Source organism: Pseudomonas sp. H1_D05 (assembly GCF_054682705.1).
In genome coordinates this window covers 5,104,336-5,120,432 of record NZ_CP162825.1, presented here as the reverse complement: position 1 = coordinate 5,120,432, position 16,097 = coordinate 5,104,336, and the positions used below count along the sequence as shown (strand labels likewise).

The following is a 16,097-nucleotide window of genomic DNA, read 5'->3' as shown; positions in this document are numbered from 1 at the left end:
CGCGATACCTGCGACGAAGGTTGACGCGCCAATGGATTCGTTCGAATGTATTGCGAAAATAAATACAAGAACGGACCTGCCCATGCGTTTCAACCATCTGGATCTGAACCTGCTGGTCGCGCTCGATGTGTTGCTCGAAGAGCAGAACATCACCCGCGCTGCCGAACGCCTGCACATGACCCAGTCCGCAACCAGCGGCGTGCTTGCGCGGTTGCGTACCTACTTTGAGGATGAGCTGCTGGTTCAGGTGGGGCGCAAGATGCAGCCCACGCCCTATGCCACGGAGCTGGCCAAACCGGTGCGTGAAGTCCTGCTGACGATCCAGTCCTCGATTACCGCCAAACCGGTGTTCGAGCCGGCCACCAGCAAGCGCCATTTTCGCTTGGTGACCTCGGACTATCTGATCAGCGTGCTGTTCGCCCAGGTGATCCAGAACATTCATCAGCAAGCGCCCAACATCACCTTTGAAATGCTTGGCCCCAGCGACAATTCCGGCGAGTTGCTGGTACGTGGCGAGGTCGACCTGATGATTGTTCCCGAGCGATACATCATTGAAGGCCACCCTTCGCGCCTGCTGTTCGAGGAAGAACACGTGTGCGTGGTGTGGCAAGGCAATACGCAAGTCGGCGACACCCTGACCCTTGAGCAGTACATGGAGATGGGCCATGTCTCGGTGGGATTTGGCCGTACCCGGCACATGAGCATCGAAGAATGGTTCATGAATCAATACGGCTTCAATCGGCGCATTGAAGTGATCACCAGCGACTTCAATACCCTGCCGCAATTGATTGTCGGCACGCAGCGCATCGCCACGATGCACCAGCGTCTGGCGAACCTCTACGCGCACTATCTGCCACTGCGCATCCTGCCGCCGCCGGTGAAAATCCCGGTCATGCGCGAGTACATGTTGTGGCACCGCAGCGTTGACGGCGACCCGATGCACCGCTGGCTGCGCGAACGCATCAGCGAATCCATCCAGCATCTGCAACACGTGCCCATCGTATCTCGCGATACCTCGTATCCGCCGTCACGATTGGCCAATTAGTCGGGTGATCCTTAACGTGCCTTGGGAATGCCAAGGCAACCATAAGGACAACAATAATCATGTTTCGCTATTTCCCGACCAACTACGTTTGGAATCTCTCTGTCGACCTGGCCATTGAAATGGGCGCCCGCATGGGTGAAATCGAAGAGATGTGCGCCCCACTGCAAGAGGCTGCGAAACAGCCAGACGCAGCCGATACCCGCGCCTTTCGCGAAACCTGGGCGAAAATGGCTGACAAGCTCTGCGGTCTCGCCGAAGAAGACGAAGGCAATGCCCGGATGCTCTCGGCAGGCGAAAAATACAACCGCGCCGCCACCTACTATTTAACCTGCGAGCGCCTGCAAGCCCACGGCGCGCCGGGCCGTACCGAGCTGTATCAGCGTTTTCTCCAGACCTTCAAGCGCGGCGTCGAACTGTCGCGTGAAAACTGTGAACGGGTGGAAATTCCTTACGAGGGCAAACATCTTTCCGGCTTGCTGGTGCGCGCCGAAGGCGTCGAGGGTCCGGCGCCGATACTGGTGCAGGTCAACGGCCTGGACTCGACCAAGGAAATGAAATACCGCGTGGGCCTGCCAGCCTGGCTGGCGAAACGCGGCATCTCTTCGCTGATCATCGACCAGCCCGGCACCGGCGAAGCGCTGCGCCTGCATGGCCTGACCGCACGATTCGACAGTGAACACTGGGCCAGTCGTGTGGTGGATTGGCTGGAAACCCGAAGCGACATCGATGCCAAACGTATCGGTCTGGAAGGCGTCTCGTTGGGCGGTTATTACTGCCCGCGCGCGGTTGCCTTCGAACCACGCTTCGCCTGCGGCGTCGTCTGGGGCGCCAACCATGACTGGCGTGATGTGCAAAAGCGTCGACTGGAAAAGGAAGGCAGCTTCCCGGTGCCGCACTACTGGGCACACGTCTGCTGGGTGTGGGGCGCCAAGGACGTCGAAGAGTTCATGACCATCGCCGAAAACGTCCACCTCGATGGCGTGCTCGACCGGATCAAGGTGCCGTTCCTCGTGACCCATGGTGAGCAGGATTCGCAGATTCCGTTGAAGTGGGCGCATCGCACCTACGAACAACTGGTCAACAGTCCAAAATGCGAACTGAAAATCTTCACCGAACGTGAAGGTGGCGTGCAGCATTCGAGCTTCGACAACAGCATCAATGCCGGGCATTACATTGCCGACTGGGTTGCCGAAACCCTGGGCGGTCGCACCGCTTGAACCACTGAAAAAAACACGCCATGAAAAACGCCGGACAATCTCTCGATTCTCCGGCGTTTTGCATTAACGGATTTAAGCGCTGGCGCACCTATTGGCGCCGTCAATACTCAGCCATCGATACAATCTGCTGGTCGTCCCCTCGCCTGCTCTCTAGCCTCTCTTTGCAGAACAATCACACAGCGAAGACGCCATGACTGCCCTGCACCTGAAATGCCAGACCCTGTTCGACGGCACCGGACTGGAAACCCGCCAACAACAGACATTGATCGTCGAAAACGGCCTGCTCAGTTACGTCGGTCCCACCGCGTTGGCACCGGCTCCCAATCCAGGCGATACGCAGGTGGATGCAGGGGATAATTTCGTCATGCCGGGGCTGGTGGATGTGCACACTCATCTGGCTTTCGGCAACGCTCAAAGCGAAGAAGACATAGATTTATGGACCAGCGACGAATTTCGCGCGTTACGCGGGATGTTCTTCGCGCAACACGTGCTGGCCGCCGGCGTCACCAGCATGGTCTGCCCCGGTGACAGCGGCCAACTCAGCATCGCCGTGCGCAATGCCGTCACCGCCGGTTTATTTGAAGGCCCGAGGATCGCAGCCAGCAGCCGCGTCATCACCAATCGCCAGAGTCTCAATGACTGGTTCCCGAGTCGGGTCGGCGCTCCTGAATACTTCACCGCCCAATTGGTCACCAGCCGTAGCGACACCCTCGCGGAGATCCGCAAACAGGCCAAGGACGGCGTCGACCTGATCAAGATCGCCATGGACGGCACGCACCGTCGTCCCAATGGCGAAATCATTGCGGCCTTCACTGCCGACGAAACCTTCGAAATGGTTGAGGAAGCGCACCGTCTGGGCTGCAAGGTCGCCACCCATGCTTACGGTCGCGAAGCCGTGATGTACGCGGCGCGTGCAGGCGTTGATCTGGTTTTCCATGCCTTTTACATGGACGACGCGTGCATAGAAGCGTTGCTCGAGGCCGGCAGCATCCTAGCCCCGACCATGACGTTCCCGCAGAACACCGTGGACTTCTGCCAGCCCCATGATCCGGCGATCAGCACCGGTTATGCCGGTTATTGTGCGCGCACACTGGAGGTCGGTTCGGCGGTGCTGAAACGCGCCAAAGCGGCCGGCGTACCGTTTGCCTGCGGCAGTGATAGCGGGTTTGCGGTAACGCCCTACGGCGAATGGCACGCCCGAGAACTCGAGTTGCTGGTGACCCGCCTCGGCTTCACACCAGCCGAAGCTTTATACGCCGCAACCGCTGTCGGTGCGCGCTGCATGCCGCGCGGCGAAACCCTCGGCACGCTGCAGGTGGGCAAGCAGGCAGACTTCCTCGTGCTTGATGGCTCACCACTGGATGACATCCGCATCCTCCAGGATCGTTCGCGCCTCAAAGCGGTGTACAAGGCCGGTCAACCGGTACGCATGGATCGGAGCCCCTACAACCCCAAGCAGGTGTCCGACTTCAACTCGCTGAAATGGACGGATCTTTACACCCGCGACCGTGTGGCCCAACTGGGCAAGTGGGCCGTATGAGGACAGAGGCCATGCAACGACTTGATCTACTGACTGCGACGAACATCGCCAGCGATGCCATCCGCATCGCTAGGGAAACCGGGATCAAACCGCTGGGCGTCGCGGTACTGGATGCCGCCGCCCATCCCTTGGCGGTTTTGCGCGACGAACACGCCACCTTCCTGCGCCCGCAAATCGCCACCGGCAAGGCACGCGGTTGCCTGGGCATGGGGTTTGGCGGACGTGAACTCGCGCGGCGCGCGCAAGCCATGCCGGTGTTTTTCGACGCTATCAACAGTTTGACCGGCGGCGAGGTGATTCCGGTAGCGGGCGGCGTGCTGATTCGAAATGCCGAGGGCATGATTCTCGGGGCCATCGGCATCAGTGGCGATACCTCGGACAACGACGAGCGCTGCGCATTGCTGGCCATCGCCAAGGCCGGATTGGTCGCCGACAGCGGTGATCAACCAGGGGGCTGATCGAGTAATGCGGCCTGTTCCATGAGCAGGCCGCGAAACCATTGCATGGCCGGGTCATGTTCTTGATAGGGATGCCATTGCAAGACTTGTACGGCCTCGGGAAACGCCAGCGGTGCCGGGTGAATGCGCAACGGATAACAATGGGCGAAGCGTTGCGCCTGTCGCTGAAACACCGTGGCAATGCGTGCGGTACCGACAATGAATTGCGGCATCAGCACAAAGCTTTCCACGGTCACCGCCACTCGCCGCTCAATGCCGAGTTCATGCAGGTGCACGGCATCCATTGCCAGGTTTTGCCCGTTGGCAAACTCGCGCACCACGTGCGCCGCGCCGCAAAAGTCGGCCAGGCTCAGTTGCTCGGCAAACTGTGGCTGTTGGGCGCAGACGATACAACAGAGCTGGTCAGTCATGAGCGGCACATGGGGATAGGCCGGATTCAGCCGTCGTTGCGGCACGATCACGCAATCACTACGCCGATAATCCAGCGCTTCGCTGACGACATCGCCGTCACGCGGCACAGGCATGTCACGCAGGCTCAAGCGAATACCCGGAGCGATACGCGCCAAAGCATGGCTGACCGCCGGAAGCAGCACGTCGGCGACGTAATCAGAGGCCACTAGAGTGATGTGTCGGTCGCAGTTCGCCGGATCAAAATTCAGCGGTGCGTCGACGATCTCCCGGGTCAACGCCAACGCTGCACGCACTTTTGGCAGCAACTCCAGGCCCAGCGCCGTGGGTTCCAGGCGGCGCCCCACTTGCACCAGTAACGGGTCGTTGAAATGTTCACGCAAGCGGCCAAGAGCAGAACTGGCCGCTGATTGTCCCAGGCACAGACGCTCGGCCGCTCTGCTGACGCTGCATTCGCTCAGTAAGGCGTCCAGCGCAACCAAGAGATTAAGGTCGAGGCGTCGATATCGCATGTGGGTTCCGCTGAAGGTGATGGTGACGTTTTTGCCACTGTTTACAGGCAGGATCAAAAACGAACCATGACCTTAGCGAGCTGTGTACCCATGCGCCAATCGCGTGTTTGGTTGGGAGGTATCGTTTACGCAGATACCAAGCGCCGGAAAACCATTTCCGCTCCCCCCACTGCTTTAGTCGTCCTGATCTTAGTCATGACACCACCGGAGGAAGCCACCAAACGTTGTTGCGATAGGTACTGATTCACCCTTTAGAAGAAGGTCGAACTGACCGAACGCTACATCAAACACTTCTTAGGATGAGCGATTGTAGAGCACGATGCCTTGCCCCTTTATGTAAGCGGAATGAGGGCGACCAGATCCGTATCACCTATGTCGACACCCGCTTGTGAAAGCAACGTTGTCACTTGTCCGCGGTGGTGCGTCTGATGGTTGAAAAAATGCATGACCAAGCCATAAAAGCTCCTGTCAGCGGGTATTCCTTTGATGCTCGTGTAATTGAGGGGGCATCCATGTCCGGCTCTGCAATGGAGTCAGACCACTTTACAATTTGCTGATCAAGCCACACTCGATGTGCCGAAAGATCTCGGATATTCGAGAAAAGCAACTGGTCGAGGCTTTTGGGGGCAGGAAGCTGCTGAATCGGTGCCAGTGCCAAGTAGTTAGCAGGGTGCTTGGCGAATCGATTTAGCCAGACAGTGTCGCCGGCCACCACGTGGTTCAACGTCCCGAGAATTGAACCAAAGAATGCTTTCCTATCCACTGAGAGCTCTTCATCTGACAGGCTTCTGGCTGCCTCATAAATCTTTGCGTTCATCCATTCGTTATAGTTGGCCATCAGGCAAATATGACTGGTTCGGTTCATCGTCCTCGTCCTTTCAATGAATCGCTTGCAATCGATCCACGCTTATCTTGCATCCCAGCCCAGTGTTGCGCTTTGTTGTGAGGAACCGTCTGATCGTCTATGAAAGAAGCGCTCGCAACGGAGCTGGAATGGGCACAACTTCCTTACTTTCCGGTGATACACAAACGTGTGTGACATTCGCGGTAAATGCCAGCACGCCTTCGCCTATAAACCCCTCAACCAAAAAAGTAAAAGAGTGCTCGCCCAACCTGGCCACGCCAACTTTAATAGTCATTTCGTCATCCCACGTCACCGGAGCCAGCAACTCGATCGACATCGCACGCACCGGCGGCAATATATTAAAACTCATCACAGCCCTAAGCCCCGGCCCCCCTACCCATCTGTCGAGTGCTACACCAATGGCCTCTACAGCAAAATATGAGAATCGCGGGGTGTAAACCACCCCTGCCGGATCACAATCTCCGAACAAAATAGTTCGACTTACAAAAACCGCATCAGGCATTAAATCCCCCCTACCCGCCAGCGTCAGGCCGATATCGATGAATTCTTCTCGCTCGGCCATCAAGGGCTTCTGCCTTTGATGGCGGCGATTGTCCCCATATCAGCGACTCAAAGATTTTTGTCTGGAACCTAAGCACTCAGCTGCTTGATCCAGTCAAGACTCGCAACGGTAGAGCCAGAAGGACGGTATTCACACCCGATCCATCCGGCGTAGCCGCGCTGCTCCAGCGCCGCGAACAAGGCAGCAAAGTCGATATTCCCCGTTCCCGGCTCGTGACGCCCCGGGCAATCGGCAATTTGCACATGCACGGTTCTGTCATAAAACCGCGCCAGCACATCCGCTGCGTCTCCAGTCAAAAGCTGGGCATGGTAAAGATCAAGAATCAGTCCGACACTCGGGAAGGTCTCGAGTACCTGCTGCGCCTTGTTGAAGTCGGACATGTAATAGCCGGGCATCGCCTCTGCGCTGATCACTTCGATAAGCGGCCGCAGCCCCTGATCTTCCAAGTACTTCACCGCATATTCCAGGTTGCCCGCGTAGGTTCGCTCAGCGTCATTCTGCGTGGTAACGCCCGACATGATGTGGACATCCGCACACGCCAAGGTCTTTGCGTAGCGGGCGGCCTGGAGCAACCCGTCACGAAATTCCTCTCCCCTGCCCTGTAACGCGGCGATGCCCTTGGTCACGCCAGCCGGGGCGGCGAACTGAATCAACGGCAAACTGTATTGGGCTAGATGGTCGGCAAGCAGACTGGCGTCGAATTCATACGGTGACGGGAACTCAACTGCCCGGAAACCGGCGGCTGCGGCGGCTTCGATGCGCTGCAGGAAAGGCAATTCATTGAATTGGAAACCGAGATGAGCATTGAACTTGAGCATTGGGTAATCATCCATCCTGGGAAGAAACGACATCATTAGCCTGGAGCATCCTTTGCCGCTCCAGCACTGCACTATCGCAAGTGCGTTCAACGATTAAAACCAGGTTTCCATCTGGATACCGTATTGCCACACCCCTCCCGCCTGGAAGTCGGACATGCCAAAGGAGTCGTTAGTACTGAACCGGTCCAGATCCGAAGACCAGTTCATGTAGCTGGCGAACACTCGCAACTCCGGACGCGTGAGTAGATCGCCGACGTCGAGTTTGAATGTCGGGGCGACCGTGAACTTCCAGAAGTTACCATCGACCGCATTACGTTGTAGATAGCCCTTGGGGTCGAGGTTCATGGTTTGCCAGCTCATTTCGTAGGCCATTTCGAAGTTGCTGTTGATTTTGTTGGCCAATCGCACGTTGAGGGTCAGCCAGCGGTAGTCGTCACCTTTAACGTATCTATCCTTGCTCTGTTCGGCCAGCAAGCTGGGCCCGATGCGCCAGTCAGAGGTCAGCGGGGTCTCACCGTAAAGCGCCAGACGCAGCGCGCGGGCGTCGTCGATCAGTTCACCGTCCGAGCCAACGTTCTTGACCTCTGCCCCCAGGCCTTGTCCATAGAGCAGCGCCGTTTTGAAGAAGCCTTCCCTGCCGAAAAAGGTTTTCTGGTGATTGGTCAGCATGCTGTGCAAACCGCTATCCGCAGGCGTCAAACCGGCCTTGTTGGTGTGGGTGCCGAAATCGTTTTTCTTGGCGCCGATGGCGTTGTACATCCACTGCCACTGGCCATCCGCGAAGAACTGGTTGGAGGTCAGGATGTAGCTTTCCACGTCGGCATTAATACCGCCCTGACTGAAATCTCCGTAGCTACGCCCAATCAACGAGTAGTTCGAGCGCCAATGCTTGTTCATCTGCACATCGTAAATTCCACCGCCGGTGCCGGCGAGGTAAACGACATCGGAGTCCAGCCAGTGGATATCGAAATTATCTCTATCGAAGCGCTTGCCCGCCCATAGCGTAGCGTTCTCGAAGACTGAATTGCCTTTGAATGCAGCGACATGGTCGAGCGTGGCGAACACTTGGCGCACGTTCAGTTTGCTTTCGTCGGCCGTCCAGTCATTGGAGCTTTCCACACCGTCAGCGATGGAGACGGTGAATTTGGAACGGGTACCGTTTTGCGCATAGACCTCTTTCGACAGGTCGATACGCATGTAGGTGTCGTCCTCGTTACCGAGTCGCCCGACTGCCCCGCCCACCGAACCGGCCGGCGTTGTATAAGGGCCGCCACGCCCGCCACCCAGCCCCTCGTCAACCAGCAATCCGGAGCGCGCATAGCCGTTGAAGCTGAACCCATCGGTGAGGTTCGCGGTACTGCCCTCCTTCTCCAGGCTTTGCTGACGGGCTTCGAGTTTTGCCAGTCGGGTGTCCAGAGCAGGTGCCGAAATGGCTGTTGCGTTAGAGGCGACGGGTTGCAAGGGCGGCGCCGCGCGTTTGACCTGCTGCAATTCCCGGGCAAGTGCCTGGGTCTGCTGTTCGGCCGTGGCTGCACGCTTTTCCGCTGCGCTGGCACGCGCCTCAAGTGCGGCCATGCGCTCTTCCAGTGTCGCGGCCTGAGCGGTCGCTGCGGATGTGCCGAGCACACCTGCCAGTAGCCAGCCTGTTGCTTTGTGCATATGAAATCCCTGTTTTGTTTTTATTGTTGGTTGACGCAAACGGCCGTTTTTTACGTGCGTTGCGAGTTGTCGCAATCGACGAAAAAAAGGATGCCTCATCGCAAATACGCTGCTACATTTGGCGATGTTAACGTTAACTTTTCTAAAAACAAAAATAAAGGACGCTCGATGAAACACCTGAAATCGCTCCTGCCCGTTGCATTGATCACCCTGTCTGCCGCACTGCCATCCGTGTCGAACGCAACCGATCTGACGATCTCTTGCGGTGCAGTGGGTGCGGAGTTGCAACTGTGCAAAGAGGCCGTCGAGACATGGTCGAAACAGACCGGCAACAACGTCGAGGTGGTCTCCACGCCTAACTCGGCAACCGAGAGGTTGTCGTTCTACCAGCAGATCCTCAGTGCGCAGTCCACCGACATCGACATCATTCAAATCGACATGGTGTGGCCGGGGATGCTGGCCAAACACCTGCTGGATCTGCGGGAGGTGCTTCCCGCCAACGCGACCCACGGCTACTTCCAGGCCCAGGTCGATAACGCCACGGTCAACGGCCGGCTGGTGACGATGCCGTGGTTCACCGACTCGGGGCTGCTGTATTACCGCAAGGACTTGCTTGAGAAATACAACAAACAGGTTCCTCAGACGTGGGAGGAAATGACCGCTACCGCCAGGGATGTGCAACAGGCTGAACGCAACGCCGGGAACGCCAATGCCTGGGGTTACATCTTTCAGGGACGTGCCTACGAGGGGCTGACGTGTAATGCGCTGGAGTGGATCAGCAGCCAACCGCAAGGCGGCCTGATCAATCAACGCGGCGACATCGTGGTCAACAGTCAGGCCTCGAGAGCGGCGTTAACGCTGGCGAAAAGCTGGGTCGGAGATATCTCTCCGCGTGGCGTGCTCAATTACACCGAGGAAGAAGGACGTGGTGTATTCCAGTCGGGCAATGCGCTATTCATGCGTAACTGGCCTTATGTCTGGGCCCTGGTGCAAAGCCAGGACAGTGCCGTAAAAGACAAGGTCGGCGTCGCTCCCCTGCCCCGCGGCGGCGAAACCGGCGAGCATGCTTCCACCCTCGGTGGCTGGGGGCTGGCGGTATCGCGTTACAGCGCTCATCCCAAACTTGCCGCAGAACTGGTGAGCTACCTGACCAGTGCCCAAGAGCAAAAACATCGCGCGCTGACAGGCGGCTATAACCCGGTGATCGAGTCGCTGTATCAAGATCCCGAGTTGCTCGCGGCCATGCCTTATTACGCTCAGCTGCACAGCATTCTCAACGCTGGGGTCATGCGCCCCGCCGCCATCACCGCCGATCGTTATCCACGGGTCTCCAATGCCTTCTTCGATCGGGTGCATGGCGTGCTGGCGGGCGAGTTGCCCGTGGATCAGGCACTGGCCGAACTGGAAAGTGAACTCACGCGTATCAAACGCCGGAACTGGTAAGCCACAAGGAAGGAAATCACCATGTCTGTCTCTACGACCCATGCCCCCTTTGACGAGCTTCTGCTCACGAGGGAAACGCCTGTACAACGGCGCCGGGTGCGCGCTGCCTGGCTGTTCCTGACGCCAATGCTGGTCTGCCTGGCCCTGGTGGCCGCGTGGCCGCTGCTGCGCACATTCTGGTTCAGCCTGACCGACGCCAGCCTGGCAGACACCGGTGGCGCAACCTTCATAGGCTTGAGCAATTATCTGTTGTTCAGCGATTCCGGCTGGTCGGGCATCCTCGTCGATCCGCAGTGGTGGAATGCGGTGCGCAACACGTTGTATTTCACGGTGGTCTCGGTGGGGCTGGAGGTCGTGCTGGGACTGTTGGTGGCCTTGCTGCTGAACATCAAATTCACCGGCCGTTCTCTGGTGCGGGCGTTGATTCTGATTCCGTGGGCGATTCCGACGATTGTCTCGGCGAAGATCTGGTCATGGATGCTCAACGACCAGTTCGGCATCATCAATCATCTGATGCTCAGCCTCGGCCTGATTGATACCCCCCTGGCCTGGACGGCAGATGCCGACCTGTCGATGTGGGCGGTGATCATCGTTGATGTCTGGAAGACCGTCCCCTTCGTCACGCTGCTGATGCTGGCGGCCTTGCAGATGTTGCCGAGCGATTGCTACGAAGCGGCCAGGGTCGATGGCATTCATCCGCTGAAAGTGTTCTGGCGCGTCACCCTGCCACTGTTGATGCCTGCACTGCTGGTGGCGGCGATCTTTCGCATCCTCGATTCGCTGCGGGTATTCGACGTCATCTATGTGCTGACCTCGAACTCGTCGAGCACCATGAGCATGTCGGTGTATGCCCGTCAGCACCTGGTGGAGTTTCAGGACGTCGGTTACGGCAGCGCGGCGTCGACGCTGTTGTTTCTCGTGGTCGCAGTGATCGCCATGCTTTACCTCTACCTCGGACGCCGTCAACTGGAGGTCCGCGCATGAGCTCGCGCCTACTGAAAAAAGCGCTGTTGCGCCTCGGATTCTGGTGCCTGATCGGGGTGTTGTTGCTGTATGCGGTTTTCCCGTTCTACTACGCCATCGTGACATCGCTGAAGCCCTCCAGCGCCTTGTTCGAGGTGAGCTACTGGATCGAAAATCCTGACTTCTCCAATTACGCGGCGGTCCTCCACCAGGCCTCATTCCTGCGAGCAATCGGTAATTCGCTGGTGGTTGCGCTGTGCGTGGTCACATTGGCGCTGTTCCTCAGCCTGACCGCTGCCTATGCCTTGGGCCGGGTGAAATTCCGTGGGCGTGGCACGGTGTTGATGATGGTCCTTGGCGTGTCGATGTTTCCCCAGGTCGCGGTGCTGTCGGGACTGTTCGAAGTGATCCGCGCCTTGGGCCTGTACAACACGTCGTGGGCGTTGATCCTCAGCTACACGATTTTCACCCTGCCCTTCACCGTCTGGGTACTGACCACCTTTATGGGCCAACTGCCCCATGAACTGGAGGAAGCGGCAATCATGGATGGTGCGTCCCCGTGGGTGACGCTGACCCGCGTGCTGTTGCCGCTGCTCTGGCCAGCCCTCGTCACGACTGGCTTGTTGGCCTTCATCGCCGCGTGGAACGAGTTTCTGTTTGCCCTGACGTTCACCCTCACCGACAGCCAACGCACGGTGCCGGTGGCCATCGCCTTGATTTCCGGCGGCAGCCCCCATGAGTTGCCTTGGGGCTTGTTGATGGCCGCCTCGGTGTTGGTCACCGTCCCACTGGTGATTCTGGTGCTGATCTTCCAGCGCCGAATCGTTTCCGGCCTCACTGCCGGCGCGTTAAAGGGTTGATGCCCAATAAAGACAAGGAACCGCATCGTGATGAAATTGAAACTGGACAACGTGAACAAACAATTGGGCGGCGCGCGGATTCTTCGCGACATCAACCTGGAGATCGCTGCGGGTGAATTCGTGGTGTTCGTCGGTCCTTCGGGCTGCGGAAAGTCGACGCTGCTGCGGCTGATCGCCGGACTGGATTCGATCTGCGCCGGCGACCTGCTGATCGACGGGCGCCGGGTCAACGACCTCGAACCGCGCGAACGTGGCGTCGGCATGGTGTTTCAGTCCTATGCGCTGTACCCACACATGAGCGTCTACGACAACATCAGTTTTGGTCTCAAACTGGCCAAAACTGAAAAGAGCAGCTTGCGCGAGCGGGTACTGAAAACTGCGCAAATCCTGCAATTGGACAAACTGCTGCAACGCAAGCCAAAAGAGTTGTCTGGAGGGCAGCGTCAGCGTGTAGCCATGGGCAGAGCCATGGCGCGGGAACCGGACATTTTGTTGTTCGATGAGCCGCTCTCCAACCTGGATGCGTCCTTGCGGGTGCAGATGCGCAACGAAATCGCCCGGCTGCATGCCCGACTGCGCTCAACCATGATCTACGTCACCCACGATCAGGTCGAAGCGATGACCCTGGCCGACAAAATTGTTGTGCTCAATGGCGGCCACGTCGAGCAGGTCGGCTCACCGCGCGAACTCTACGAGCGCCCTGCCAGCCGCTTTGTCGCCGGTTTTCTCGGTTCGCCGAGAATGAACTTCCTGCCGGCCCGCCTGCATGCGCCGGGCGAAACCAGCCTGGTTGATACTCCGGTTTTGGGGATGACCACCCTGCCCTTCGACAGCTCGAACCTGACGGCAGATGCCTCGCTGAGCCTGGGCGTTCGCCCGGAACACCTGTCACTCAAAGCGGCGCCGGGAAGCGCTGGCGTCGTCGTGACCGGGGTCGAATACCTGGGCAGTGAAACCTATGTGCACCTGGATACCGGGCAGGACGAGCCATTGATCTGTCGTTGTGAAGTCAACGCCGGATGGCAGGCAGGCGATCGGGTCGAACTGCAGCCGGACATCGACAAGATTCACCTGTTCGACACCGACGGCTTGGCATTGAAGCGCTACCCGAAAGTCATTGAATCCATGGCGGATGACCTCTCTCTACGCTCAATCCGAGCACACGCCCTATGACCCTGTCTTTGAATACCCCGAGCGATCTCATGTCTTCGACCCTTGACCTTGCGCAGCGCGCACTGGCTGACAGCCAGTCTCGCGTCATCGAGGATTATCGACCCGGTTACCATATTGCCCCGCCGGCAGGCTGGATGAACGACCCGAACGGGGTTGTGTACTTCCGCGGTGAATATCACGTTTTCTATCAGCATCATCCCTTCGACGCGAAATGGGGGCCGATGTATTGGGGCCACGCCAAGAGTGCCGATCTGGTGCACTGGCAGCACCTGCCCATTGCGCTGGCACCCGGCGATGAGTGCGACCGCGACGGCTGTTTTTCCGGTAGCGCCGTGGTCTGTGGCGATACCCTGGCCCTGATCTACACCGGGCACACATGGCTGGGCGAAGTGGGTGACGAGCGCTTGATCCGACAGGTTCAGTGCCTGGCAACCAGCAACGACGGCATCCGCTTCGTCAAACACGGCGCAGTGATCAACAGCGCGCCGCAAGACGCCATCATGCATTTCCGCGACCCCAAGGTCTGGCAGCAAGATGGCTATTGGTACCTGATTGCCGGCGCACGTCTGGGCGACAGACCGCTACTGCCGCTGTACCGCTCCACGGATCTGCACGTCTGGGAATTCCTCGACTATGTGTCCGGCGGTAGCGAGGGCGATGGCTATATGTGGGAATGCCCGGACCTGTTTCGCCTGAATGGACGCGATGTGCTGCTGTACTCTCCGCAAGGCATGCAAGCCGACGGTTATGACCGGCTCAACAAATACCAGAGCGGTTATCGAGTGGGCCAGCTCGACAACCAGTGGCACTTCACCGGCGGGCCTTTTATCGAGCTGGATAACGGCCACGATTTCTATGCAGCGCAAACGCTGTTGGCCGCCGATGGTCGGCGCCTCGTATGGGCATGGCTGGACATGTGGGAAAGCCCGATGCCGAGCCAGGCCCATCACTGGTGCGGCATGCTCGGATTGCCCCGCGAACTGGAACTGTGCGCCGATCGCCTTCGCGTGTATCCGGCACGCGAGCTCAGCGCGCTGCGAATGGCGCCATTGCCGGGTACGCCTTGGTGGGAAGCATCGGGAGCCCGCTGGGTGCCGGAGGTAAACGGCGACATGCTCGAAATCCATGTGCATCTGGATCTGCTCGGCTGCACTGACGGCCACTTGGGAGTCGCCCTCCGTTGCAGCGACGATGGCCGCGAAGAAACCCTTCTCTACTATGATCCGTCACTGCAGCGCCTGGTGCTTGATCGCAGCCGCTCGGGTGCGCAAGTCACAGGCCAGCGCAGCGTGGCGATAGACCCGACACAAGAGCGCTTGGAACTGCGCGTGTTTCTTGATCGCTCATCCATCGAGGTATTCGACGAAAACGGCCGCTTCAGCCTCAGCAGTCGCCTCTATCCGCGTTCCGACAGTCTGGGCGTGAAGCTTGTGGCCAGCGGGAGTGGCGGGCGCGTCTCGATTGCCAAGGCATGGCCTCTGGGTTCGGGATGGTCATGAGCGGCGTCATTCGGGTCGCGAGAAGCCCGGGCCCTGTGTCATGATTCTGCGTCAACCTGACCGGCCGCACTTCGCATGACTTCAGTGAAAGACGTTGCACAGCTGGCCGGCGTGTCCCTGATGACGGTGTCTCGAGCGCTCAATAGTCCGGAAAAACTGAGCCCCGAAACCCTTCTACGGGTGCGTCGAGCCATTGATGAACTGCAATTCGTACCCAGCCTGTCAGCGCGCAAGATGCGCGGTGACAACCTCCAGTCGCGAACCATCGGTGTGTTCGCGCTGGACACTGCGACCACGCCCTTCGCGGTCGAGCTGCTGCTGTCCATTGAGCAGACCGCGCAACAGGCCGGTTGGAATGTCTTTATCCTCAACCTGCTAAGCAACCCGCCCACCGACCAGAACATCGATCTGATGCTGTCGCACCGTCCGGACGGCTTGATCTTCAGCGCCATGGGGTTTCGCCAGGTCAGCATTCCCGAGCGCTTGAAGAGCAAACCTCTGGTGCTCGCCAATTGTCTGGCAGATGACAGCAGCCTCGTCAGCTATGTACCCGACGACGAAATGGGCCAGTATCGCGCCGTACACCACGCGTTGAGCCTCGGCTACAAGCGTCCTTTGTGTATCAATCTGCCGAAACAGAGTCTGGCATGGGGGCTGCGACAAAAAGGCCTGCAGCGTGCCTGTCAGGCATTCGGACTGGCGCCGGACACGCTCCTGCAATACGACCTTTCCGATCATGATGCCTATGGTGAAACAGCCGCTATCCTCGACCGGCATGTCATTGATGGTCGCCCCCAATTCGATATTTTGATCTGTGGCAACGACCGCATTGCCTTTTGTGCCTATCAGTTGTTGTTGGGGAGTGGCCTGAAAATTCCCGACGATGTCGCCGTCCTCGGCTACGACAACATGATCGGCATTGCCGAGTTGTTCATCCCGCCGCTGACCACCGTGCAACTGCCGTACTACGACATTGGGCGCCAGGCTGCACGGCATCTGATCGAGACCCTGGAGCTTTCGGGAACCCAGCGAGTTGACTGTCCATTGGTGGTCAGGACATCACTGTAAGAGTGGG

General features: G+C 58.5%; 14 protein-coding genes and 1 pseudogene. 10 read left to right on the top strand and 5 right to left on the bottom strand.

The features are described from left to right. The first annotated feature begins 82 nt into the window (after positions 1 to 82). The 4 genes from AB4O11_RS23120 (at position 83) to AB4O11_RS23105 (ending at position 4,260) form a co-directional block, all read left to right on the top strand. A complete protein-coding gene (locus AB4O11_RS23120; RefSeq protein WP_460090882.1) occupies positions 83 to 1,045 on the top strand; it encodes a LysR family transcriptional regulator in 963 nt (320 codons plus the stop codon). 59 nt (positions 1,046 to 1,104) lie between these two features. Beyond that, a complete protein-coding gene (locus tag AB4O11_RS23115; RefSeq protein ID WP_460128734.1) occupies positions 1,105 to 2,262 on the top strand; it encodes an alpha/beta hydrolase family protein in 1,158 nt (385 codons plus the stop codon). A 190-nt stretch (positions 2,263 to 2,452) separates the two neighbouring features. Further along, the gene (locus AB4O11_RS23110) at positions 2,453 to 3,802 is read left to right on the top strand and encodes a metal-dependent hydrolase family protein (RefSeq protein WP_460128732.1); all 1,350 of its coding nucleotides are present in this window, start codon (positions 2,453 to 2,455) and stop codon (positions 3,800 to 3,802) included. A gap of 11 nt (positions 3,803 to 3,813) precedes the next feature. Further along, positions 3,814 to 4,260 carry a GlcG/HbpS family heme-binding protein gene (locus AB4O11_RS23105; RefSeq protein WP_460128730.1) on the top strand — a complete coding sequence of 149 codons (447 nt, stop codon included), beginning with the start codon at positions 3,814 to 3,816 and terminating at the stop codon, positions 4,258 to 4,260. Here the strand turns inward: AB4O11_RS23105 and AB4O11_RS23100 are convergent. From AB4O11_RS23100 to AB4O11_RS23080, 5 genes and pseudogenes are all read right to left on the bottom strand, one after another. Further along, a complete protein-coding gene (locus AB4O11_RS23100; protein ID WP_460128728.1) occupies positions 4,245 to 5,180 on the bottom strand; it encodes a LysR family transcriptional regulator in 936 nt (311 codons plus the stop codon). The two genes, AB4O11_RS23105 and AB4O11_RS23100, sit on opposite strands and share 16 nt — an antisense overlap. Positions 5,181 to 5,512: 332 nt before the next feature. Further along, positions 5,513 to 6,045 (bottom strand): annotated as a pseudogene (locus AB4O11_RS23095) (DinB family protein). A 97-nt stretch (positions 6,046 to 6,142) separates the two neighbouring features. Continuing rightward, positions 6,143 to 6,547, bottom strand: a complete 405-nt coding sequence (locus tag AB4O11_RS23090) for an acyl-CoA thioesterase (protein ID WP_186623203.1) — start codon at positions 6,545 to 6,547, stop codon at positions 6,143 to 6,145. 128 nt (positions 6,548 to 6,675) lie between these two features. Continuing rightward, the gene (locus AB4O11_RS23085; protein ID WP_460128726.1) at positions 6,676 to 7,425 is read right to left on the bottom strand and encodes a hydroxypyruvate isomerase family protein; all 750 of its coding nucleotides are present in this window, start codon (positions 7,423 to 7,425) and stop codon (positions 6,676 to 6,678) included. Between the two features lie 93 nt (positions 7,426 to 7,518). Continuing rightward, on the bottom strand, positions 7,519 to 9,084 hold the full coding sequence (locus AB4O11_RS23080) for a carbohydrate porin (protein ID WP_460128724.1): 1,566 nt from the start codon (positions 9,082 to 9,084) through the stop codon (positions 7,519 to 7,521). 168 nt (positions 9,085 to 9,252) lie between these two features. Here AB4O11_RS23080 and AB4O11_RS23075 point away from each other — a divergent pair, with 168 nt between their 5' ends. The 6 genes from AB4O11_RS23075 to AB4O11_RS23050 all read left to right on the top strand — a co-directional run bounded on the left by AB4O11_RS23075 (position 9,253) and on the right by AB4O11_RS23050 (position 16,090). Then, a complete protein-coding gene (locus tag AB4O11_RS23075; RefSeq protein ID WP_460128722.1) occupies positions 9,253 to 10,527 on the top strand; it encodes an ABC transporter substrate-binding protein in 1,275 nt (424 codons plus the stop codon). A 21-nt stretch (positions 10,528 to 10,548) separates the two neighbouring features. Then, positions 10,549 to 11,511, top strand: a complete 963-nt coding sequence (locus AB4O11_RS23070) for a carbohydrate ABC transporter permease (RefSeq protein ID WP_460128720.1) — start codon at positions 10,549 to 10,551, stop codon at positions 11,509 to 11,511. After that, positions 11,508 to 12,350, top strand: coding sequence for a carbohydrate ABC transporter permease (locus tag AB4O11_RS23065; RefSeq protein ID WP_186623213.1), 843 nt, complete (start codon positions 11,508 to 11,510; stop codon positions 12,348 to 12,350). Before AB4O11_RS23070 ends, AB4O11_RS23065 begins: the two co-directional genes overlap by 4 nt. A gap of 27 nt (positions 12,351 to 12,377) precedes the next feature. Continuing rightward, entirely contained in the window at positions 12,378 to 13,523 is a 1,146-nt protein-coding gene (locus tag AB4O11_RS23060; protein WP_257355111.1) for an ABC transporter ATP-binding protein, read from the top strand. A gap of 29 nt (positions 13,524 to 13,552) precedes the next feature. Beyond that, positions 13,553 to 15,022 carry a glycoside hydrolase family 32 protein gene (locus AB4O11_RS23055; RefSeq protein ID WP_460128718.1) on the top strand — a complete coding sequence of 490 codons (1,470 nt, stop codon included), beginning with the start codon at positions 13,553 to 13,555 and terminating at the stop codon, positions 15,020 to 15,022. A gap of 75 nt (positions 15,023 to 15,097) precedes the next feature. Further along, positions 15,098 to 16,090, top strand: a complete 993-nt coding sequence (locus AB4O11_RS23050; protein WP_460090871.1) for a LacI family DNA-binding transcriptional regulator — start codon at positions 15,098 to 15,100, stop codon at positions 16,088 to 16,090. Positions 16,091 to 16,097: the final 7 nt, after the last annotated feature.

Bases quoted from the DNA above. Each gene is read 5' to 3' on its own strand.
- AB4O11_RS23110 (WP_460128732.1), top strand. From the start codon at position 2,453: ATGACTGCCCTGCACCTGAAATGCCAGACCCTGTTCGACGGCACCGGA.
- AB4O11_RS23055 (WP_460128718.1), top strand. From the start codon at position 13,553: ATGTCTTCGACCCTTGACCTTGCGCAGCGCGCACTGGCTGACAGCCAG.
- AB4O11_RS23115 (WP_460128734.1), top strand. From the start codon at position 1,105: ATGTTTCGCTATTTCCCGACCAACTACGTTTGGAATCTCTCTGTCGAC.
- AB4O11_RS23120 (WP_460090882.1), top strand. From the start codon at position 83: ATGCGTTTCAACCATCTGGATCTGAACCTGCTGGTCGCGCTCGATGTG.
- AB4O11_RS23075 (WP_460128722.1), top strand. From the start codon at position 9,253: ATGAAACACCTGAAATCGCTCCTGCCCGTTGCATTGATCACCCTGTCT.
- AB4O11_RS23105 (WP_460128730.1), top strand. From the start codon at position 3,814: ATGCAACGACTTGATCTACTGACTGCGACGAACATCGCCAGCGATGCC.
- AB4O11_RS23100 (WP_460128728.1), bottom strand. From the start codon at position 5,180: ATGCGATATCGACGCCTCGACCTTAATCTCTTGGTTGCGCTGGACGCC.
- AB4O11_RS23070 (WP_460128720.1), top strand. From the start codon at position 10,549: ATGTCTGTCTCTACGACCCATGCCCCCTTTGACGAGCTTCTGCTCACG.
- AB4O11_RS23090 (WP_186623203.1), bottom strand. From the start codon at position 6,547: ATGCCTGATGCGGTTTTTGTAAGTCGAACTATTTTGTTCGGAGATTGT.
- AB4O11_RS23080 (WP_460128724.1), bottom strand. From the start codon at position 9,084: ATGCACAAAGCAACAGGCTGGCTACTGGCAGGTGTGCTCGGCACATCC.
- AB4O11_RS23085 (WP_460128726.1), bottom strand. From the start codon at position 7,425: ATGCTCAAGTTCAATGCTCATCTCGGTTTCCAATTCAATGAATTGCCT.
- AB4O11_RS23050 (WP_460090871.1), top strand. From the start codon at position 15,098: ATGACTTCAGTGAAAGACGTTGCACAGCTGGCCGGCGTGTCCCTGATG.
- AB4O11_RS23065 (WP_186623213.1), top strand. From the start codon at position 11,508: ATGAGCTCGCGCCTACTGAAAAAAGCGCTGTTGCGCCTCGGATTCTGG.